Raw genomic sequence first — 21420 nt, forward strand, 5'->3', positions numbered from 1 at the left:
GGTAATGTTGGTCATATCCGCCCATAAATATGACTATTCGATTTTTTGTTTGCGTAACAGTCCCCGATCTTGGCATCAATAACTGATGATCATTCAATCATATCAACTTATGTAAACAGTCATTTCCGCACCACTTCTTTATGAAGTCTGGCTATGGATAGTGTGCTTATTTCTCAATAGTGCTTTTATATGCATTGATTCAATATCGAACTTGAAAAGTTACTGTCTTTGAGATTCGCATTTGCAAAATTCGAACTACTGGCATTCGTTCCTCGAAAATTACAGCCTGACAGATCATATCCTGCATAATCACCAATAGTTAATTGTGAATATGACAAGTCAGGTATTATATGTCCTTGTTCCAATCTCCATTTATTCCAGAAGGACTTTCCTTTTTTAAGTATCCCGACATGACTTCTTATTGCCATACTAAATCCTTGGAAAATTTCATAACCTTACAACTCAGTCTGACAACTATATCACCATATCCTGCAGGTACTCAGATTGATGTATATAAACCCTGCATCAAACAGATGCAAACAGTATTAGGGCCTGTTAACACTAGTCCAATTGGCCTAAGTGTAATCAGACGTATTACGCGTTGTAAAAAAAAATTGGCGCGACAACATCCCCAGCTCCAAATTGCACCATACTTCACGGACTTTGCACAATCAGTATACGGTTTGAATTACAGCCTTCAACAATATCGCACTCAGGTTTATAAGTTTTAGACGCTGTGTATGACTTTATTGCAATTTACATTAAAGCCAATTCGATTCACTTTCCCATTCAATGACAACTGTTTGCTCACCGGGATGAACATGTGTCGTATTACAGATACAACGCCCCGGTATTACCGTCAGTTCCCCATCCAGATAGATTAGCGGTATATATTCACGTTCCCAAGGCGGCACCCCCCACTCCTGGAACAGCTTTTTTAGAGACCGGTGACCGGGCCGTCCAGATATCTTGCACCGCTCGCCACCCCGGCGAAAACGCACTTCAACTTCGCCTTGTCGCCAACGAACCGCTGAGATCCCATCTTCACCGGGTCGGGCAATCAACCGGCCCAGACCTTCCGGCAAGACCATCTCGTCACCAGCGGACCAGATCAGCGGCTGGTTGGGGAGGTCTATAACCCGGGCGCGACTGAGATAAAGCCGGTCGCGATAACGGCGCACCTCCCAATCCTCCCAAGTAATCAGCGGTACTGCATCGATACGGCCATGCACAGCCTCGCACACGATGCGGGCAAGTTTTTTGGAACTTGGCAGAGGTGCGTCATTGGCGCTGATCCAGTGACGCAACAGATTCCTGAGTCGAATGGAATTAAATTGTTTCAATGCCGTGATTGAAAGGGTATCGACATCCTTTGTGCGGGCCTTGGCCAGGTCTTCCTCCGCCTCCTCTCTCACCAGCATCAACAGTTCACCGCTTAAGCGAGCCGCCCGTGACAGGGTAGTGGCGGCAGCCGGCCAGCGGGAACGGAGTAATGGCATGACCTGGTGGCGAATGAAGTTTCGATCGAAACGCTGATCCCTGTTCGAGGGATCCTCCTGCCAGCTCAGATTGTGATGTTCGGCATACGCTTCCAACGACTCGCGGGAAAATGTCAGCAGCGGCCGTGCCAGCCAGCCGGGGCCGAAGTGGGTCAGGGGCGGCATCGATGCAAGCCCGGCGGGGCCGCTGCCACGCATCAGTTGTAACAGGAGTGTCTCCGCCTGATCGTCCTGGTGCTGGGCCGTCAGCAACAGGTCCCCCTCCCCCATCTGTTCCGCCATTGCCCGGTAGCGGGCCTCCCTGGCCACTGCCTCCAAACTTTCACCACTGTTTACGTTGAGTGTCAGCCGAACGGTATCCAGAGGAATATCATAGCCCTGGCACACTCTTTCACAGTGGGTTTGCCAGCTATCGGCCTGGTACTGCAAACCATGGTGCACATGGATTGCATGAAGATCATAGGGGAGTTGGGATCTGAGTTCAGCGAGCAGATGGAGCAGAACGCAGGAATCGAGTCCGCCACTGAGGGCTATATGACAACTGGATGCACTGGGTAGTTGCCTGAGTGTCTCAAGCAGCCGTGTGGCCGTGAGGTTCACAAGGCATTCCTATAGTCAGTCTCCGGAAAACTGGCCATACTGCATGAGCCGCTGATAACGGGTGTCGAGCAGTTTGTCGATGGCCATGCTGGTGATATTGTCCATCCCCTCCACCAGTGCATGCTTGAGGTTCTTAGCCATGGTTTCGATATCGCGATGGGCACCGCCCAAGGGTTCCGGCACGATCTCGTCGATCAGCCCCAATTCCTTGAGCCGGTCCGAGGTGATCGCCATGGCTTCGGCGGCCAAAGGCGCCTTTTCCGCACTCTTCCAGAGAATCGAGGCGCACCCCTCGGGGGAGATCACCGAGTAGGTGCTGTATTGCAGCATCAGGATGCGGTCGCCGACGCCGACCGCCAGTGCGCCACCGGATCCACCCTCCCCGATCACGGTACAGATGATCGGGGTACGCAGGCCCGACATCACCTTGAGGTTGCGGGCAATGGCCTCACTCTGTCCCCGCTCTTCGGCGCCGACACCGGGATAGGCGCCCGGGGTGTCGATGAAGGTCATGATCGGCAGCTTGAAACGCTCCGCCAGTTCCATCAGACGCAATGCCTTGCGATAACCCTCGGGACGGGGCATGCCAAAGTTACGAAACAGTTTGTCTTTGGTGTCTCTGCCCTTCTGATGGCCGATCACCATCACCGGACGCCCTTCGAGGCGTGCCACGCCTCCGACGATGGCATGGTCGTCGGCAAAGGCCCGATCACCGTGCAGCTCATGGAACTCATCGAAGATGCGGTCGATATAGTCGAGCACATAGGGCCGCTGGGGATGACGTGAGAGCTGCAAGATATCCCACGGCTTGAGATTGGAGAAGATCGATTCGGTCAAGGTCTGACACTTGTTCTCCAGCCGGGCGATCTCATCCTGGATGTTGATCTCGTTGTCGGTACCGACCAGGCGGAGCTCTTCGATCTTCGCTTCGAGTTCGGCGATAGGTTGTTCAAATTCTAGAAAATTCAGATCCATGCGCGAAATATACCGGAATCACATTAGTTAGGACAGCCTCAGATTGAGGAAACAGCGGACATCGCCGGTCACAACCAAATACCACTGCATAACAGTCTCAAATCAATGGACAGCCTGTCGGCAGCTTGCAGTACTGCCCACTTGCTGAGAGTGGCGGTAAGCGACCCGTACCGAACCGGGCCCGAAGAACTGTTCAAGGCGACGCAATAGCTCATCGGAGGGAGTGACCTGCCACTCCTTGCCAAGCTGAATATCGCCACAGGCATCATTTGTCTGGTAGTGCAACCGTATCCCCGTGGTACCCCCACGGAAGGGGGAGAGTATCTGTTGCAACTGCTCGCTGAATCCGGCCACTTGGAGGCCATTTTGTGAGACTCTGACATTCAACAGGCCCGCGTAGTGTGACCGTGCCTGCTCAAAGGTCAGCAGATTGTCGGCACGTATACTGAGTCCGCCGCGGAATTCGTCATAGTTCAGGCTGCCCGAAACCACCAGTATATTATCCGCAGCGATCAGATCCCGGTGTTGTTCATAGACTTCACTGAAGAGGGTACATTCGATACGTCCGCTACGATCGTCCAATACCAGGGTGCCCATGCGACCCCGTTGGGTCTGCCGGTGGCTGGCGCTAACCACCAGACCGGTCACCACCACCGGTACACCCCGACGCCGATGACCCGTTTCCGGCGTTCCATCGAGGCTGAGATCGCCTATACGGCTGCTGCTGATATGGCTCAGCTCCTCGGCATAGCGGTCGATGGGATGGCCGGTAAGGTAGAGACCGAGGGTCTCTTTTTCACCCTGCAGGCGCTGTTCCTCCTCCCATTCGTCCACATCCTTGGGTATCACCTGGGCATGGCTGGCCGCCTCCGGTTGCGGATCTCCCATACCGAAGAGGTCGTTCTGACCCACTGCCTGCATGGCGCTGTGCTGTTCGGCCAGCTTCAACGCCAGCGGCAGCTGCATCATCAGGGTGGCGCGATTGGCGCCGAGCCCGTCGAGGGCGCCGGCCCGGATCAGCGACTCGATTACCCGCCGGTTGACCTTGCGCAGATCGATGCGGCGACAGAATTCGAAGATATCCTGGTAGGGACCGTTGCTGTTGCGTTCATCGATCACCGCCTCGATGGCTGCCTCACCCACCCCCTTGATCGCACCGAGACCATAGACCACAGTCTTTTTATCGGTAGCGGTAAACTTATACTCCGACAGGTTGACCTGGGGCGCATCGACCCTGAGCCGCATACGGCGACACTCTTCGATCAACGGCACCACCTTGTCGGTATTGTCCATGTCGGCGGAACAGACCGCAGCCATGAAAGCGGCTGGATAGTGCGCCTTCAGCCACATGGTCTGGTAGGAGACCAAAGCATAGGCGGCGGAGTGGGATTTATTGAAGCCGTACCCGGCAAACTTCTCCATCAGGTCGAAGATATAGGTGGCGGTCTCCTCCTCAACCCCCCGCTCCACGGCGCCCTTGCGAAAGATCTCACCCTGTTTCGCCATCTCCTCCGGCTTCTTCTTGCCCATGGCCCGGCGCAGCAGATCGGCTCCTCCAAGGGAATAGCCCGCCAACACCTGGGCAATCTGCATGACCTGCTCCTGGTAGAGAATGACGCCGTAGGTCGGTTTCAGGATCGGTTCCAGATCCGGGTGCGGGTAGGAGACCTTGGCACGACCGTGTTTACGGTTGATGAAGTCATCCACCATGCCTGACTGCAGGGGACCGGGTCGAAACAGCGCCACCAGAGCGGTGATATCCTCGAAGCAATCGGGTTGGAGTTTTTTGATCAGCTCCTTCATACCGCGGGATTCCAACTGGAATACGGCTGTGGTCTCGGCACTCTTGAGTAATTTGAAGGAAGCCTCGTCATCCATGGCAATGGCATTGATATCGATCGGCTCCTCACCCTGCCTGGCGCGTTCCCCATTCACCGTCTTCAATGCCCAGTCGACAATGGTCAGAGTGCGCAGACCGAGAAAGTCGAATTTCACCAGGCCGACCTTCTCCACATCATCCTTATCGAACTGGGTAACCAATCCCTCCCCGTTGGCCTCACAGTAGAGGGGTGTGAAGTCGGTCAACAACCCGGGCGAGATGACCACGCCGCCGGCATGCTTGCCCGCATTTCTGGCACAACCCTCCAGCTTCTTCGCCATGTCGATGAGTTCACTGACCTCATCATCGGTGGCGTAGGCCTGTTTCAGATCGTCGCTCTCCACCAGCGCCTTGTCGAGGGTCATGCCGATCTCGAAGGGGATCATCTTCGCCACACGGTCGGTGAAGCCGTAGGGATGGCCCAGCACCCGACCCACGTCACGCACCACCGCCTTGGCCGCCATCGAACCATAGGTAATGATTTGGGACACCGAATCGCGTCCATAACGTTGAGCCACGTAATCGATCACCTGATCGCGTTTATCCATGCAGAAATCGACATCGAAATCGGGCATGGAGACACGTTCCGGATTAAGAAAACGCTCGAACAGCAGTTCATGCTCGATGGGATCGAGATCGGTGATCTTCAGGGCATAGGCGACCAGTGAACCCGCACCCGAGCCACGACCGGGACCCACCGGAATGTCATTGTCTTTGGCCCACCGGATAAAGTCGGCAACGATAAGAAAGTAGCCGGGAAAGCCCATCGTGTTGATGACATCCAGCTCCACCTGCAGACGATCGTCGTAGATCTTTCTCTGTTGCGGAAAGTCGGCGCACTGGGTATCGAAGGTGGAGTGCAGCCGCCACTCCAGCCCCTTGCGGGATTCAGCTGCCAGAAACTCCTCGATGGTCATCCCCTCGGGAATGGGAAAATCGGGGAGATAGTTTTCACCCAGTGTCAGTTCGATGGTGCAGCGTTTGGCGATTTCCACCGTATTCCGCAGGGCCTCCGGGATATCGGAAAACAGTTCCGCCATCTCTTCCGGGGTGCGTAGATATTGCTGCTGGCTGTAATTTCTCGGCCGTCTCGGATCGTCGAGGGTGCGGCCTTCATGAATACAGACCCGCACCTCGTGGGCATCGAAATCCTCCGCTTGCAGGAAATGCACATCATTGGTGGCCACGACGGGAACACCGTAATCGGCTGCCAGGACGACACTGTCATGCAGGCAGCTCTCCTCATCGGTACGGCCTGTACGATGCAGCTCCAGATAATAGCGGTCACCAAACAGCTCCAACCATTGACTGAGCAGCCGCTCCGCCTCTGCCTGGTTACCGGCCAGCAGGGCACGGCCCACATCCCCTTGACGACCCGCGGAGAGTGCTATCAGCCCATCCGTGTTGCCATTCAACCATTCCCGCTCCATCAATGGACGCCCAAGGTGCTGACCCTCGCGGTAGCTGCGTGATACCAGACGCGTCAGATTCTTGTAGCCCGCCTGGTTCTGCACCAACAACACCAGACGAAAGGGCGTGTTGATGTCCTCAGGATTGCGAATCCAGGCGTCGACACCGGCAATCGGTTTGACCCCGGCGGCCAGGGCGGCCTGATAAAATCGAACAAGAGCGAAGAGGTTTGACTGATCGGTCAGGGCTACTGCCGGCATACCTGTCTCGGCCACCTGTCTGACCAGGGGTTTGACACGCACCAAGCCGTCTACCAGCGAATACTCGGAGTGAACGCGAAGATGAACAAAGGGGACTTCCATAGTTGCCTATTCTACCCCGAAACGGTCTCAGGTCATGAGCCTCTTGACCGGCCCGAACGAACGCCGGTGAATGGGGGTGATGCCCAGGGCTTGCAGCCCTTCCAGGTGCTGCTTGGTTGGATAGCCTTTGTGGCGGGCGAGACCATAACCGGGATAGCGGCGGTCCAACTCCACCATCTCCTGATCCCGCGCCACCTTGGCAATAATCGATGCCGCGCTGATCGACTCGACAAGGGCGTCCCCGCCGATGACCGTATCCACCCTGCATGCCAGTCGCGGAGCATGCTTACCATCCACCATTGCCAGACCGGGCATCCTTGGAAGCCCCTCGACAGCCCGTTTCATGGCCAACAGGCTTGCCTGCAGGATATTGATCCGATCGATCTCCTCCACTTCAGCCCGTCCCAAACACCAGCTGTGGGCCTGTTCCTTGATCAATTGGGAGAGTTGTTCCCGGCGTTTTTCACTCAGTTTCTTGGAATCGGCCAGTCCCTCGATGGGTCGCTCCGGATGAAGAATCACTGCAGCTGCGACAACCGGTCCCGCCAGGGGCCCTCTCCCTACCTCATCAACACCCGCAACCAGGGCAAACGCTTTTGACATGCTCCAACTCACTGAATATAGAGTTACAAACTTAGGCCCAATTTCATTGTGTAGACAGAAATCGATCGGACGTTTACTTCATTCGGATATTGACGCCATTATCTCCACTCTAAGCTGTTTTCTATCGACCTTGCCATTGGGATTCGTCGGCAGCATGGTACGCAATATAACTTCGGCCGGCATCATGTAGTTCGCCAATCGCTGCTTACAGTTATCGAGTAGTTGTTTTTCCGTCACTTCCGAACCGTTTTTGAGGATTGCTACCAGAACGATCGATTGACCCATAGTGGTGTGGGGAATACCCAATGCAACCGCTTCAGATACCAGGCCGGTGCGGTAGAATACCTCTTCGATCTCATTCGGGCTTACCCGATAGCCCATCGTTTTGATCAATTCATCATCTCTTCGTAAGAAATAGAGATAGCCTTCGCCGTCCATCTTGACGATGTCCCCCGACCAGACGGCCAGCTCATCGCCGGGCAAGCCATCAAACCGATTGGGGATAGGCCGAAAACGCTGCCGGGTAGCCTCGACATCGTTCCAGTAGCCCATTGCCACCAACGATCCCCGATGCACCAGTTCGCCGGGTTCATCCACAGCACAGGGGCTACCGTCACTTCTCAACACCATTACATCGACATTCGGAATGGCTTTGCCGATGGAGGTGGGTCTTTTATCTATTTGATCCGGTGCCAGGTAGGTCGATCGAAACGCCTCTGTGAGGCCATACATGAGAAAGATCTCAGTATTGGGCAGTACCTGACGTAACAGCTCTGTGGTCTCAACCGGCACCACGCCACCGGAGCTGGTGATATAACGCAGGCTCGATGCGGCCTCAGTCGGCCAGGGCAGCTCGACCAACAGATTCCATAAAGGGGGTACCGCCGCCAACCCGGTAATCTTCTCCTGGGCAAGGGTGTTGAGTACCTCCATAGGCAACAGGTAGTTGATCAATATGACAGTGGCACCGACCAGAAATGCGGTTGTCAACTGGCTCATACCATAGTCGAAGCTGAGAGGTAATACGGCCAGGATCCTGTCTGATGAGGTATTTTTCAGGTATTGGGCGACACTTTTTGCACCGGTCACCATATTACGATGGGAGAGGATCACACCCTTCGGATCACCGGTACTGCCTGACGTATAGATGAGAGAAACCATATCCGAATCGATCACGCGATGGCCGTGAGGAGTGACTGGATTGGCGATCAGCTCATCCCAGGCAAGCAAACGCTGGGCGTGCAATCCTTCCTCTTCGCTGTCCACTCCATCGATCAGGACCACGGTCTGCAGATCGACGCAATAACCGAGCGCCGTATTCAACGCCCTGCATTTGCCCTGTACAGTAATCAGAACCTTGGCATCGCAATCTAACAGAATATGCGACACTTGGTGGGACTTAAGGGCTGGATTGATCGGTACGAACACAGCACCGGCTGCAGCTGCCGCGAAGATAGCGATGACATTCTCCAGACACTTCGGCAGATAGATCGCAATGCGATCCTGTTTCTCGATACCGATGTCGACGAATGCCCGTGATAAGCGTCCGACCTGTTGCGCCAGTTCGGCATAGGTCAGCGAGGTCGATTTATACTTTAAGGCCGTCTTTGACGGAGTGCGGGTGGCTGATTCGAAGATCAGATCATGGAGTAGTACAGCCATCGCTAACTATCGGTATCCCTGCGCTGGAAATTGATGCGTTCTATATATAATTTTCCGGATGTGACAATAAGAGCAAAAAAACCTCCCTCTGTCTAATCAATTGATGAGTGATGCCCGGACTGATAGATCCTAACTATCTTCCAGCATCTCCAGAACTGCATTGGCGGCGGTATGGGCGGCGTTTTGGCGTAATTTCTTGTGGGCCTCCGTATAGGCCTTTGTTATCTGCCCACACTTTATCGGGTTTTCGAGAAAATCCAGCAAGGCCCTGCCCATGGCATCAGGTTTACACGCCTCCTGGATAAATTCAGGCGCGTAGGGTTTGTCCGCAAGCAGATTTGCCAAGGCCACGTGAGGCGTTTTTAATAGATTAAAGCGACGAATCAACCCGGCCGTGAGGGGTGAAAGCCGGTAGGCCACCACCATGGGACGCTTCAACAACATGGTCTCGAGGGTAGCCGTACCCGATGCGGTCAACACCACATCCGCAGAACGGATCGCCTCTCTTGGCCTGCCGTTCAACAGCATCATCGGCAGTTCCGGTGCGGTCGATTCTATCTGTTCCTGAAAAAGCTGTTTGACCTTCTGATCCACCATCGGCGCGATAAACTGCAGATCCGGCTTATGTTGTTGCAGCCACAACGCTGTCTGCAGAAATAACCGGGCCAGCCTGCTTACCTCGCTCATGCGGCTTCCGGGTAATAGCGCTACGACAGGCTTTTCCCTATCAAGGCCCAATTCATCCCGAATCACTCCGGGGTCGGCGGGTTGCAACGGGATCTGGTCCGCCAGGGGGTGTCCCACATAGACTGCCGGCACATGGTGTCGCAACAGGAAATCGACCTCGAAATCAAAGATGCAGAGCATCAGGTCAACCGCCTTTTGCAGCTTCTTCACTCTTCCCTGCCGCCACGCCCAAACCGTTGGGCTGACAAAATGCGCTGTCGGGATGCCGGCCGCTTTGAGTTGCGCCTCCAGTGCCAGGTTGAAATCGGGAGCATCGACACCCAATACCAGATCGGGTGGATCGTCAAGAAAATGGGCCACCAGTTTTCTACGGCTGCGCAGCAATCCTGGCAGATGACCGATCACCTCGGCAAACCCCATTACCGGATCCATCTTGGCAAGGGAGCGGCATCCCGCAGCCTCCATCAACGGTCCTGTCATGCCCTCAAACTCGATATCTGCCCGTTGGGCACGCAGGGCATCGATCAATGCCGCTGCCAGCTGATCGCCTGACACTTCATTGGCCAGGATACCAATCTTCAGCGGGCGCTGTTGTTGCGTGTTCTGCATAGACGGGGATAGAGACATTCGCTTTCTACTGGTGTATCCCCTGTGCCAGGGTAGGAGGGCCTAACGTAAAATACCCCGGCCCTTATGTCCGAGAAAATCGGAAAGAATCTCAAGCTCCGGGGTTTCATTCAGCATCCCGTCGATTCCCTCCCGCGCCTCGTCCAAACGTTTTTTGGAAAGGTAGAGCAGTTTGTAGGCACGCTTGATCTGCTGAATAGTTTCATCACTGAATCCACGGCGGCTCAACCCCTCCCGGTTGATACCATGTGGTTTCGCCGGTTGCCCCGATGCCATCACATAGGGCGGCAGATCCATACTGATAGCCGACCCCATCCCGGAGAAGCTGTGCGCGCCCACCCGGCAGAATTGGTGCACTTTCGTGAATCCACCCAGGATAGCGTGCCTTCCGATCTTCACATGGCCGCCCAGGGACGCGGCATTGGCCATAATGATATGGTCTTCCAGCAGGCAATCGTGGGCGACATGAATATAGGCCATCAGCAGATTGTCATTGCCGATTCGTGTCACACCCTGGTCCTGCACGGTTCCGCGATGCAGCGTGGCGAATTCACGGATAACGTTGCGATCGCCGATCTGCAGGATGGTCGGCTCGCCGGCATATTTCACGTCCTGGGGATTCTCCCCAACCGAGGCGAACTGGTAGATCCGGTTGTCCCGGCCAATTTGGGTCGGCCCTTTAATCACCACATGGGGGCCGACTTCGGTACCTGCTGCAATCTTGACCCCGGCACCAATGATGGAGAAGGGACCAATACTGACACCTTCATCGAGCTCGGCATCCGGATCGATAACTGCGCGTGGGTCGATCAGCTGCCTATCTCCCGTGCCGTACACATGATATCTGCCGTCGCTACGGTTTTATCCTCGACTTTCGCGGAGCAGGTGAAAAAGCCGATACCTCGCTTCATCTTGGTCTGAACGACTTCGATGATCAGTTGATCACCAGGCTCCACCTGATGCTTGAAACGAGCCTTATCGATACCGACGAAAAGATAGATGGTCGTCTCATTGACTGTTTCCGGATTGGACTCCATCGCCAATAGACCGGTCGCCTGCGCCATCGCTTCGACAATCAGGACACCCGGCATCACCGGTTGGATGGGAAAGTGACCGTTGAAAAAGGGTTCATTGTAAGTAACATTTTTCAACGCCAGGAGGCGTGCATCCTTTTCGTATTCAAGAACCCGATCGATTAGCAGGAAAGGATAGCGGTGCGGCAGCAGGCTCAGCACCTTGTTGATATCCATTGCGATCAAACTGTCCTCCAGTTACTCATGCCATTCATTTCAACGGCTCATTATTGGTTGTTCAGGTTTTTTTTCAGAAATTTCATCTCTTTTGCCATCGACTCCAGATTTCGCAGCCGGGCTATCACGCGTTTCCAGGCACCATTTTCCATGGCGGGTAGGTTACCACTGTAGTACCCCGGCTCGATGAATGAGCGGGTAGCCAGGGTGGCCGCCGAAAAGTGCACATTATCACCTATCGTCAAATGCCCCACCAGACCTGTTTGACCACCGATGGTGCAATGGCTTCCAATCTTTGTTGATCCGGCTACCGCCGAGCAACCGGCCATCGCCGTATTCCGGCCTATTTCCACGTTGTGGGCAATCTGAATGAGATTATCCAGCTTAACCCCGTCATGCAGGATCGTATCTTCCAGCGCACCGCGGTCGATGGTGGTGTTGGCGCCGATTTCCACATCATCCCCAACCCGTACCCGACCGAGTTGCGGTACTTTGACCCAATGCCCTTCGTCATTTGCCAGGCCGAAGCCATCCGCACCCAGCACCGCCCCTGGATGAATCAGGCAACGCTGACCCAGGCGGGTGTCGTGACACAGGGTCACATTCGCCACCAACCGGCTATCGGCACCGATCCGGCAATTGTCCTCGACCACACAACCCGGACCTATACAGACTCCAGATTCAACAGTCACACCTTCCCCAATCACAACACAGGGCCCGATCCAGGCACTGCTGTCGATCGACGATGATCGACCCACAACCGCCGTGGCATCGATACCGGGGGTAATGGTTTTGCGGGGAAACAGCTTTGTTGCCACTCTGGCATAGGCAAGATAGGGGTTATCGGAGACCAACGCTGAAGTCGGGCAATCGGCGGCATCCTTCTCGTATAGGATCACAGCCGAGGCCTGTGTCGCTGAAAGATATTTACGATAGGCGGGATTACTGAGAAAACTGATCTCTCCGGATTGTGCGCTCTGTAGCGTCCCAACCCCTCTGATCATTGTTTCTGGATCACCCAGCAGCTTCGCCCCAACGGCATCCGCCAGGTCTCCGAGACTGGATCCAGATGATCTTGATACCACCTTATTCAGCTTTTAACTGACGCAGTTTTTCCAACACCTTATCTGAGATGTCGATCTTTTTACTGAAATAGACGACACCATCTGAAACGATAAGGTCTATCTTCTCACTCTTACCCACTTCCCGGATCACTTCGCGCACCTGCTGACGGAGTTTCTTGAACTCCTCGTTCTGGCGCAGGTTGAGGTCCTCGCGAAACTCGGTCTGGGCGTTTTTCAACTTGCGGCTGCGACTGAGAATATCCCTCTCCAGCCGTTTGACCTCGGACTCGCTCATCACCGAGCCGTCCCGCTGCAGCTTCTCTTCAAGCTGTTTCAGCCGCTTCTGGGAAGCGAGCAGGTCTTTCTCCCGCCGGGAAAACTCAGTCTGCAACCGCTCCCTGGCAGATTTGTATTGCGGCGACTCCTCGAAGACTTTTGTGGCGTTCACGAAGCCGATACGATACTCCTCGGCTACAGCACTGCCGGTCACGAAAAAACCAAGGGTCAAAGCAAGTAGTATATGTCTTAGCGAATTCACCCATTCACTCCCTAACTGTTTAGAAACCACTACCAATCCTGAATTGAAGGTTCTTGATATCATCACCCTCTTCCTCTTTGATCGGATACCCCCAGCTGAAAGAGAGGGCTCCTACTGGCGAGAACCAGGATAACATCAGACCGGTGGAAGCCCTAAACAGGTCCCACTCGACCTTCTCATCCCCAGCCAGATCGAATACGTTGCCGACATCGACAAACAAACCGGCACGCACCGTGTCCTTAAAGTCATCGCCAAAGGCGGGAAAGAGTAACTCCATCTGACCCACGATTCTAGCATTTGCTCCCAAAGCATCATCCTGGGAGTCCTGCGGTCCCAGGGTATTCTCCTCAAATCCCCTGACCGAACCGATACCGCCGGCGTAGAAATTACGGAAAAATGGCAGCTCATCGTCTTCCCCGTAACCATCGCCATATCCCAACTCCCCATTCAGCTTCAAGGTCAGAGAGTTGGTGAGCTGAAAATAGAGGGCATTTGAGTATCTAACGCGGTAGTACTGCAGATCACTGCCGGGGGTGTTGGTCTCGATGGTGAAGACCTGCCGATTACCCCGATTGGGAAATATGGCGCGATCCCTGGTGTCGTGAATCCAGCTGCCCACCAACTCGAAATCGCTGAATTTATCGCCGTTGGTTTCTATGAATTCCTCGATCTCATCGGAAGGGGAGGAGCCAAGAAAAAAGGTCGTATGCTCGTAGGCCAGACTGAATCTAAAGCGGTCGTATTCCGTCAAGGGTATGCCGAAATGGACCCCGAGACGCCCCACGTCGGTGGAATAGCTGGAAATATTCAGTTCCGAGAAATCGGTCTCCCGGTAACTCAGCTCATAACCCTGACTTACGCCGTCAATGGTGTAGTAGGGATTGGTATAGGACAAAGAGAGCTTTTTGGTTGCATCGCTGGTATCGAAGCCAGCGCTGAAGCGGTTCCCCGTACCGAGAAAATTGTTTTCACTGATGCTGGCATTGAAGATCACTCCCTGGGTCTGAGTAAACCCGACACCGGCACTGAACTGCCCGGATGCAGCCTCGGTCACAGCAAGGTTCACATCGAGTTGATCCGTGGAGCCCGGTACTGCTGGGGTCTCCATATTCACTTCACTGAAAAAGCCCAAACGCTGCAGGCGTTCCCTTGAGAGCCGGGTCTTCTCACCGGAAAACCAGGCTGATTCCATCTGTCTCAATTCCCGACGCAACACCTCATCACGGGTGTTGGTATTACCCGATATATTGATATAGCGGACATAGACCCTTTTTCCCGGATCAACGAAAAATGTGATGGCCACCTGCATCTTTTCACGATCAATATCGGGAATGGTGTTGACATTGGCAAAGGCATATCCCACATCGGAATAGTGCCGGTTCAGCCTGTCTGCGCTGGCTGTCAGTTTTTTACGGGAGAAGACCGCCCCCCGTTTGAGATGGATTAGAGGAAATAGCTCCTCCGGATTCAGTTCCAGGTCTCCGGCCAACTTGATATCGCTGAGGGTGAAGACATCACCCTCGTCGATCACCACGGTAATGTATATATCCTTCTTGTCCGGTGTTATGGATACCTGGGTGGACTCGATCTTGAAGTCGATATAACCCCGATCAAGATAGAATGAGCGCAATGTCTCCAGGTCGCCTGAGAGCGCCTGTTTGGAATATTTGTCGCGGCTGGAGAAGACGGCATACCAGGACGGCACACCCAATTCGAACTTATCCAACAACTCGTCATCTTCATAGGCCCGATTGCCGATAATGTTTATGTGCTTGATCCTGGCGGTCAGCCCCTCTGATATCTCGATATCCAGACCCACACGGTTTCTCTCCAACGGAGTCACTGTTGATTGGATCTTGATCCCATATTTACCCCGCGCGAAATATTGGCGGTTGAGCTCCTGCTCGACCTTTTCCAGTAATGCCCGCTTAAAGACCCGACCCTCGGCAAGACCGATATCCTTTAATCCAGCCATCAATGGCTCTGTATCCAACTCCTTGTTTCCAGTGATATTTATCTCTGCGATAGCAGGTCTTTCACGGACGAACACAATCAGGACATTACCATCCTGTTCGAGCCTTATATCCTTGAAAAAACCCGTTTTGTAGAGTGTGCGGATAATATGGGAAGAATTGCCTGCATCGACCTCATCCCCAGTCTTTATTGGCAGGTAATTGAATACCGTGCCGGCCGAGATCCGTTGCAGACCCTCTACCCGTATGTCCTCGACCACGAAGGCGGAAGCCTGCTGGGATAATAGCAGTCCACCCATCAGAGCCAAGAGGATCAAAGTCCGGGAAAATAGAGACATTATCTATAATTACAACAGTGTTTTTTCATATTATCCGTTCTGCGTGATTCATGCTCAGAACGACTACGGCGGCGAAACAGCGCGTTAGTATAAGTGATCTTAATTGATCAGGATACTGAAAGCCTTTATGCGGCAGTACCGCCCAAACTCTCCGACAATCGCCAACATCTACCCAAGGAACCGGTTTATGTCGACATAGAAGGCGAGACTCATAATCGCCAATAGGATCAATAATCCGATTTTTTGGCCTTGTTCCATAAATTGATCCGATAACGGCCGGCCTTTGATCCCTTCGATCAGGAAGAAAAACAGATGTCCGCCATCCAGAACAGGAATCGGCAACAGATTCAACACGCCCAGGCTGACACTCACCACCGCGAGGAATTTAAGAAAATAGCTGATGCCGTAACTTGCTGATTTACCAGCATAATCCGCAATTGAAATCGGGCCGCTGAGATTCTTTACAGAAACCTCGCCGATGATCATCTTACCCAGCATCCGTAACATCAAAAGGGACAGATCCCAGGTTTTATAGAGAGATTGGCCTATCGCATCGATCGGTCCATATTTGACAACAGCCCGGTAGTCATCCATCAAATCATCGGGCACATCCACACTTGCGCCAATACGACCGTAGCTCTCCCCATCCCCCTCAATCATCAAAGGGGTGACGCTCAATGCAATATAATCCCCATTGCGGTCAACCTCTAGATCGAGGTTCTGGCCCGGCCGCTTGCGTACATAATTGACCCAATCACTCCAATCCACCACATCGACACCGTCGACAGTGACGATACGGTCTCCGGATTTCAGGCCGGCCAATGCAGCCGGTTCTCCATCCAGCACCTCACCGATGACAGGTGGCAGGGTGGGTCGATCGGGAGTGAGTCCGAGATTCTGCAACAGCATACCATCCTCTGCCAGCCCGGAGAGACCATCACTTGCCACTCGATAGATGTGCTCCATGCCCGTCTGACTACGCACCCTGACCGCAAGGTTGGGAGTATCGAGCGCTTCTGACAACATCACATAGACGACACTCTCCCAGGTCGGTGTAGGCTGATCCGCCACCGCCAGTATCTCGTCACCTCGGGTAAATCCTGCCTGTTCTGCGATCGAGCCGCCCTCAACCTCACCCACTATGGGTTTGAGGCCCGTATCACCGGTGACGAAAATGAGCCAGAACGCCAGGATGGCAAAGAGGAAATTGAACAGTGGGCCCGCCACAACAATGGCGCTACGCACACCCAGTGATTGGCGGTTAAACGCACGATGCTGCTCCTCTGCCTCCACCGGCGCCTCGCGTTCATCCAGCATCTTCACATAACCGCCCAGGGGAATGGCGGCAATCACATATTCGGTACCATCAACCACACTGGTCCGTCGCCACAGGGCTCGGCCGAAACCGATCGAAAATCGTAACACCTTGACACCCAATTTTCGCGCAACCCAGAAGTGACCGAACTCATGCACTGCAATCAGGATTGCCAGGGCAACGATGAATGAAACGAGGGTGAAGAGTAGTGAGTCCATTGAAAAATGATTAGCCTATACCGCTGGTTATGACCCTGTTATGTACGACTTGTTCCGCTACGGCACGCCCTTGCCTGTCGATATCGAGCAATGTGCCTAGATCCTCGGCATTTTCAACCGGCATCTGCTGTAAGGTCTCGTCAACCACCGAGGCAATCTCGGTAAAACCCAAGCGCTCCGATAAAAATGCCTCTACCGCCACCTCATTCGCCGCATTCAGGATCACACTCGCCGTGCCGCCCGCCTGAATTGCCTGATAGGCAAGTTTCAGGCAAGGGTATCGCTGCAGATCAGGCTGATCAAAGTCTAGCCGTGCAACCTGGAACAGATCGAGGCTGTCGACACCCGATTCAATTCTCTGAGGCCATGCCAAGGCATGTGCGATCGGCGTTCGCATATCGGGATTGCCAAGCTGAGCGAGTACCGACCCATCGACGTACTCGACCATGGAGTGGATGATACTTTGTGGATGCAGAACTACCTGAATCTCTTCCGCATCGGCACCGAACAGCCAGTGCGCCTCTATAACCTCCAAGCCCTTGTTCATCATGGTTGCGGAATCAACCGAGATTTTCCGTCCCATACTCCAATTCGGATGGGCACAGGCCTGTGCCGGAGTGACGCTTGCCAGCTGCTCAATCGGCATGGTACGAAAAGGCCCGCCAGAGGCAGTCAAGAGGATGCGTTTTACCCCGCTTGCAGTCAACTTCTCTTCGACTCCGGGCGGCAGGCATTGAAAAACCGCGTTATGCTCACTATCGATCGGCAAAATCTCTGCGCCATGGGCCGCCACTTCCGCCATAAACAGACTACCCGCGACCACCAGCGCCTCTTTATTCGCCAACAACAAACGCTTTCCGGCGCGCACCGCCGCCAGTGCAGGCAACAGCCCCGCCGCACCAACAATAGCTGCCATTACGATTTCGGCATCGGGTATAGCGGCTGCTATCTCCAGCCCCCGCAATCCGGATAAGACTTCAGTCGATATACCTTTTTGACTTAAGCCTTTAGCCAACAGATTTGCGGATTCCGTATCTGCCATCACCGCTATTTTGGGCTTGAAACGTTCACACTGACGCAGCATGCCCTCCACATCACTTTTGGCCGTCAGGGCTATGATACGATATTTCTCGGGATGCCTGGCAACCACATCCAGGGTACTCACACCTATTGAGCCGGTGGATCCAAGTACGGTTAAACCCTTCATCACACTTCTCCCAGAAGGATTAATCCAAACAGAAAAACAGGGGCTGCTGCCGTGAGGCTGTCTATCCGGTCCAACATGCCTCCATGGCCGGGTAGCAGTTGCCCACTGTCCTTGACACCCTGTAGACGTTTGATCAGGCTTTCAAAAAGATCCCCCACCACTGATGCAAGCATGGTAATCAGGCAAAGTAATACGATCAACAGGGATTGGCCCAAACTGCCATCCAACCAAAAAGAGAGAAAAACCGCACAAAGCATGGCACTCGCCATAGCACCATAGACACCTTCACGGGTTTTTCCCGGACTCACCTGGGAGGCAAGCTTATGTTTCCCCCAGCGGTGCCCGGCAAAATAGGCACCGATATCCGCGCTCCAGATCAGTATCAGCACAAACAGCAGAAGTCCGGGACCGGTGGTGGGTATACGGTGTATCGAGACTAACGCCAACCCGGCAGGTAGCAGTACGATAAAACCTTCAGTTGCCCGCTTCAATAACCTGTCGGAGTGTTGCTGATCGGCGTGATAGCGAGTCAAGCGCCACACGACGAGTAACCACCACGCCACGGAGAACAACATCACTCCCGGTACCCATGCCGACGGCAGCAGATAGTAGAGTGCAGCCAGACAGAGAACCAGCGAACCTGAATAGACTATTTGCAGGAATGAGGTTTCAATGCCGCTCAGCCGAGCCCACTCCCAGCCTCCGACTGAAACCACCAGAGCGACGATCAGCGCCAAGTAATGGTTGGGCAGCAGTAATACCGCTGCGACAACCAATGGCGCAAGTATTAGGGCGGTGATAACACGCTGTTTCAGCATGGGCGATTGAACGGCATTTTGCTTGTTAGTTGCCAGTAGACTGCACCCCATGTCGACCTGATATCGAACTGGCAGCGACATTTGACCGATACCTCATATCGAAGGCCTTATGAGGCTTCTGCAGTCTGATCCTGGACCTGATCACCTGTGCGGCCGAAGCGTCGCTGTCGGTGAGAAAAATCGTGCAGCGCCTCATCCAGGGCTTTCCGGTTGAAATCAGGCCAAAGCAGGTCGGTGAAATAGAGTTCCGTATAGGCACATTGCCACAATAGAAAATTGCTGATCCGCTGTTCACCGCCAGTACGGATAAACAGGTCCGGTTCGGGTAGATTGGTAATACAGAGATTTTGGGAAAAACGCTCCTCATCGATCTGATCTGGCGATATTTCTCCACTCTGTACCTGTTCAGCCAGCCGTTTTGCAGCCTGTGTTATGTCCCAGCGACCACCGTAGTTGGCTGCCACCTGTAACAACAAGCCCTGATTGGATGCGGTCTGCTGTTCAGCCTCGTCTATCTGAGCCTGCAGATTGGTGGCGAAGGCGCTACGATCACCGATCACTTTGAGCTTAACATGATTCCGATCGAGACGACGAACCTCTTTCTTCAGTGACCTTAGAAATAGATCCATGATGAGGTTGACCTCCTTCTCAGGCCGCTGCCAGTTCTCACTGCTGAAGGCAAACAGAGTCAGTACCGGAATCTGCAGTTCGACACAGGCCTCAACCACCCCACGAACCGCTTCCACCCCTGCAGGATGACCGGCGTAGCGCGGCAGGCCACGCTTCTTAGCCCAACGACCGTTACCATCCATGATTATCGCGATATGCCTCGGCAGTCGTTTCTCGACAGGTACAGATTCCTTTGTCGTGCCGTTAGTCATTACCCTAGAATCCCCGGTTGAGTGTTACTACTGGCGTATCGCCGTGGATATCCGCACAGCGGCTCCTTGAATAAGGTTTTGTGAGGGTTGGGATTGGTAAATTCTGTCCTGTGCGCATTGAAATCATGAACATTGATTCAGTATAGGTGGAATTCACCTGTTGGATGAACCAAATTTTAGGACCTTAAACAGAATTTATGCCAAAAAACCGTTGCACAGGCCCCGGCTAAATTTCCATGAGGTCTTTCTCTTTCTCAGCCAACAGCTCGTCAACCTGTCCGATATGCTGACCTGTCAAGCCCTGGATTACATCCTGACCCCGTCGTTCGTCATCCTCGGAAATCATCTTCTCCTTCACCAAATCCTTGAGATCATGGTTGGCATCACGACGGATGTTCCGAATCGCCACTTTGGCACCCTCGGCCTCATGGCGTACAACACGTATCAGGTCTTTACGCCGCTCTTCGGTCAAGGGGGGCATGGGTACCCGAATGACAGTGCCGGCACTCATGGGATTGAGGCCTAAATCGGAAGTTAGAATCGCCTTCTCAACAACAGCCACCATGTTCTTTTCCCAAGGAACAACAGTCAATGTTCGCGCATCCTCGACATTGATATTGGCGACCTGACTGATTGGAACCTCTGAACCGTAATAATCTACACGAATGTGATCCAACAGACTGGGATGAGCCCTTCCTGTGCGCACTTTGGCTAATTCATGCACCAAAGACTCAACACTCTTGCCCATACGGGTATTAGCATCTTTCTTAATGTCGTCTATCATGTCAGCCGCCTTTTATACCACTAGTGAACCGATCTCTTCTCCCTGCATCAGACGCATGAGAGCACCTGGATCATTAATATTCATGATGCGAAGTGGCACCTCATTATCCCGACAGAGGACGATAGCCGTGGCATCCATCACCTGCAGGTTTTCCGCTAATGCCCGATCATAAGTCAATTTGGGATAAAAGACAGCTTGTGGATCCTTTACCGGATCTGCCGAATAGACGCCATTGACCTTGGTCGCTTTGATCATCAAGTCGGCTTTTATCTCCACAGCACGGAGACTGGCCGCCGAATCGGTCGTGAAATAGGGATTGCCTGTACCGGCCGCCAGAATCGCCACCTTCCCTTCATCCAGTGCACACCGCGCACCTCTCGCAGTAAAGGTCTCACACACATCAGGCATCTGTAGCGCAGAAAACACCACAGCATCGCCATCGATCCGTGACAGTGCATCCTGCATCGCCAAAGAATTCATGACAGTTGCCAACATTCCCATGTGATCGCCGCGTACCCGGTCAAAACCACCCTGCGCCAAGCCCGCACCGCGAAATATATTGCCGCCTCCGATCACTAATCCGATCTGAATGCCTGCATTCACCAGCTCCATGATCTCTTCTGAAACCCGCTGAATGACAGCAGGGTCAATACCGAAATCCCCTCCGCCCATGAGGGCCTCGCCACTGAGTTTAAGGAGAATGCGCTGGCAAATCAGATCAGTCATCTGC

18 protein-coding genes are annotated in these 21420 nt (G+C 53.7%); all 18 read right to left on the bottom strand.

Annotation, left to right across the window (positions count from 1 at the left end; genetic code table 11):
* Positions 1–185: 185 nt before the first annotated feature.
* Complete coding sequence (locus CODIS_RS21725; RefSeq protein ID WP_083220677.1) at positions 186–428, bottom strand: pentapeptide repeat-containing protein; 243 nt, start codon at positions 426–428, stop codon at positions 186–188.
* A 333-nt stretch (positions 429–761) separates the two neighbouring features.
* A complete protein-coding gene (gene tilS, locus CODIS_RS10255; RefSeq protein WP_069124718.1) occupies positions 762–2099 on the bottom strand; it encodes a tRNA lysidine(34) synthetase TilS in 1338 nt (445 codons plus the stop codon).
* 15 nt (positions 2100–2114) lie between these two features.
* Complete coding sequence (accA, locus tag CODIS_RS10260; protein ID WP_069124719.1) at positions 2115–3074, bottom strand: acetyl-CoA carboxylase carboxyl transferase subunit alpha; 960 nt, start codon at positions 3072–3074, stop codon at positions 2115–2117.
* A gap of 102 nt (positions 3075–3176) precedes the next feature.
* Complete coding sequence (gene dnaE, locus CODIS_RS10265; RefSeq protein ID WP_069124720.1) at positions 3177–6725, bottom strand: DNA polymerase III subunit alpha; 3549 nt, start codon at positions 6723–6725, stop codon at positions 3177–3179.
* Positions 6726–6752: 27 nt separating this feature from the next.
* On the bottom strand, positions 6753–7328 hold the full coding sequence (rnhB, locus tag CODIS_RS10270; RefSeq protein ID WP_069124721.1) for a ribonuclease HII: 576 nt from the start codon (positions 7326–7328) through the stop codon (positions 6753–6755).
* A 78-nt stretch (positions 7329–7406) separates the two neighbouring features.
* Entirely contained in the window at positions 7407–8990 is a 1584-nt protein-coding gene (locus CODIS_RS10275; RefSeq protein WP_069124722.1) for an acyl-CoA ligase (AMP-forming), exosortase A system-associated, read from the bottom strand.
* Positions 8991–9119: 129 nt separating this feature from the next.
* Entirely contained in the window at positions 9120–10304 is a 1185-nt protein-coding gene (gene lpxB / locus CODIS_RS10280) for a lipid-A-disaccharide synthase (protein ID WP_069124723.1), read from the bottom strand.
* A 42-nt stretch (positions 10305–10346) separates the two neighbouring features.
* Positions 10347–11141 (bottom strand): acyl-ACP--UDP-N-acetylglucosamine O-acyltransferase, encoded by a 795-nt coding sequence (gene lpxA / locus CODIS_RS10285; protein ID WP_305782106.1) that lies wholly within the window; start codon positions 11139–11141, stop codon positions 10347–10349.
* On the bottom strand, positions 11114–11563 hold the full coding sequence (fabZ, locus tag CODIS_RS10290) for a 3-hydroxyacyl-ACP dehydratase FabZ (RefSeq protein WP_305782107.1): 450 nt from the start codon (positions 11561–11563) through the stop codon (positions 11114–11116). Before fabZ ends, lpxA begins: the two co-directional genes overlap by 28 nt.
* 41 nt (positions 11564–11604) lie before the next feature.
* Positions 11605–12639, bottom strand: coding sequence for a UDP-3-O-(3-hydroxymyristoyl)glucosamine N-acyltransferase (gene lpxD, locus CODIS_RS10295; RefSeq protein ID WP_069124725.1), 1035 nt, complete (start codon positions 12637–12639; stop codon positions 11605–11607).
* 1 nt (position 12640) lies between these two features.
* Positions 12641–13156, bottom strand: coding sequence for an OmpH/Skp family outer membrane protein (locus tag CODIS_RS10300; protein ID WP_069124726.1), 516 nt, complete (start codon positions 13154–13156; stop codon positions 12641–12643).
* A gap of 19 nt (positions 13157–13175) precedes the next feature.
* Positions 13176–15467 carry an outer membrane protein assembly factor BamA gene (bamA, locus tag CODIS_RS10305; RefSeq protein WP_069124727.1) on the bottom strand — a complete coding sequence of 764 codons (2292 nt, stop codon included), beginning with the start codon at positions 15465–15467 and terminating at the stop codon, positions 13176–13178.
* A gap of 168 nt (positions 15468–15635) precedes the next feature.
* Entirely contained in the window at positions 15636–17000 is a 1365-nt protein-coding gene (gene rseP, locus CODIS_RS10310) for a sigma E protease regulator RseP (protein ID WP_069124728.1), read from the bottom strand.
* Between the two features lie 10 nt (positions 17001–17010).
* A complete protein-coding gene (gene ispC, locus CODIS_RS10315; protein WP_069124729.1) occupies positions 17011–18207 on the bottom strand; it encodes a 1-deoxy-D-xylulose-5-phosphate reductoisomerase in 1197 nt (398 codons plus the stop codon).
* On the bottom strand, positions 18207–19106 hold the full coding sequence (locus CODIS_RS10320) for a phosphatidate cytidylyltransferase (protein WP_235615192.1): 900 nt from the start codon (positions 19104–19106) through the stop codon (positions 18207–18209). Before CODIS_RS10320 ends, ispC begins: the two co-directional genes overlap by 1 nt.
* 26 nt (positions 19107–19132) lie before the next feature.
* Positions 19133–19906: an isoprenyl transferase gene (locus CODIS_RS10325; RefSeq protein ID WP_069124730.1), complete on the bottom strand. Its 774-nt coding sequence runs from the start codon at positions 19904–19906 to the stop codon at positions 19133–19135.
* 226 nt (positions 19907–20132) lie between these two features.
* Positions 20133–20690, bottom strand: a complete 558-nt coding sequence (gene frr / locus CODIS_RS10330) for a ribosome recycling factor (protein ID WP_069124731.1) — start codon at positions 20688–20690, stop codon at positions 20133–20135.
* Positions 20691–20702: 12 nt separating this feature from the next.
* A complete protein-coding gene (pyrH, locus tag CODIS_RS10335; RefSeq protein ID WP_069124772.1) occupies positions 20703–21416 on the bottom strand; it encodes a UMP kinase in 714 nt (237 codons plus the stop codon).
* Between the last annotated feature and the right edge of the window lie 4 nt (positions 21417–21420).

The organism is Candidatus Thiodiazotropha endolucinida (assembly GCF_001715975.1).
Taxonomy (GTDB): Bacteria; Pseudomonadota; Gammaproteobacteria; order Chromatiales; family Chromatiaceae; genus Thiodiazotropha; species Thiodiazotropha endolucinida.

Coding starts and splice junctions, on each gene's coding strand:
- CODIS_RS10320 (WP_235615192.1), bottom strand. CDS start 19,106: ATGTCGCTGCCAGTTCGATATCAGGTCGACATGGGGTGCAGTCTACTG.
- bamA (WP_069124727.1), bottom strand. CDS start 15,467: ATGTCTCTATTTTCCCGGACTTTGATCCTCTTGGCTCTGATGGGTGGA.
- dnaE (WP_069124720.1), bottom strand. CDS start 6,725: ATGGAAGTCCCCTTTGTTCATCTTCGCGTTCACTCCGAGTATTCGCTG.
- ispC (WP_069124729.1), bottom strand. CDS start 18,207: ATGAAGGGTTTAACCGTACTTGGATCCACCGGCTCAATAGGTGTGAGT.
- rseP (WP_069124728.1), bottom strand. CDS start 17,000: ATGGACTCACTACTCTTCACCCTCGTTTCATTCATCGTTGCCCTGGCA.
- rnhB (WP_069124721.1), bottom strand. CDS start 7,328: ATGTCAAAAGCGTTTGCCCTGGTTGCGGGTGTTGATGAGGTAGGGAGA.
- frr (WP_069124731.1), bottom strand. CDS start 20,690: ATGATAGACGACATTAAGAAAGATGCTAATACCCGTATGGGCAAGAGT.
- CODIS_RS10275 (WP_069124722.1), bottom strand. CDS start 8,990: ATGGCTGTACTACTCCATGATCTGATCTTCGAATCAGCCACCCGCACT.
- pyrH (WP_069124772.1), bottom strand. CDS start 21,416: ATGACTGATCTGATTTGCCAGCGCATTCTCCTTAAACTCAGTGGCGAG.
- CODIS_RS21725 (WP_083220677.1), bottom strand. CDS start 428: ATGGCAATAAGAAGTCATGTCGGGATACTTAAAAAAGGAAAGTCCTTC.
- accA (WP_069124719.1), bottom strand. CDS start 3,074: ATGGATCTGAATTTTCTAGAATTTGAACAACCTATCGCCGAACTCGAA.
- CODIS_RS10325 (WP_069124730.1), bottom strand. CDS start 19,906: ATGACTAACGGCACGACAAAGGAATCTGTACCTGTCGAGAAACGACTG.
- lpxB (WP_069124723.1), bottom strand. CDS start 10,304: ATGTCTCTATCCCCGTCTATGCAGAACACGCAACAACAGCGCCCGCTG.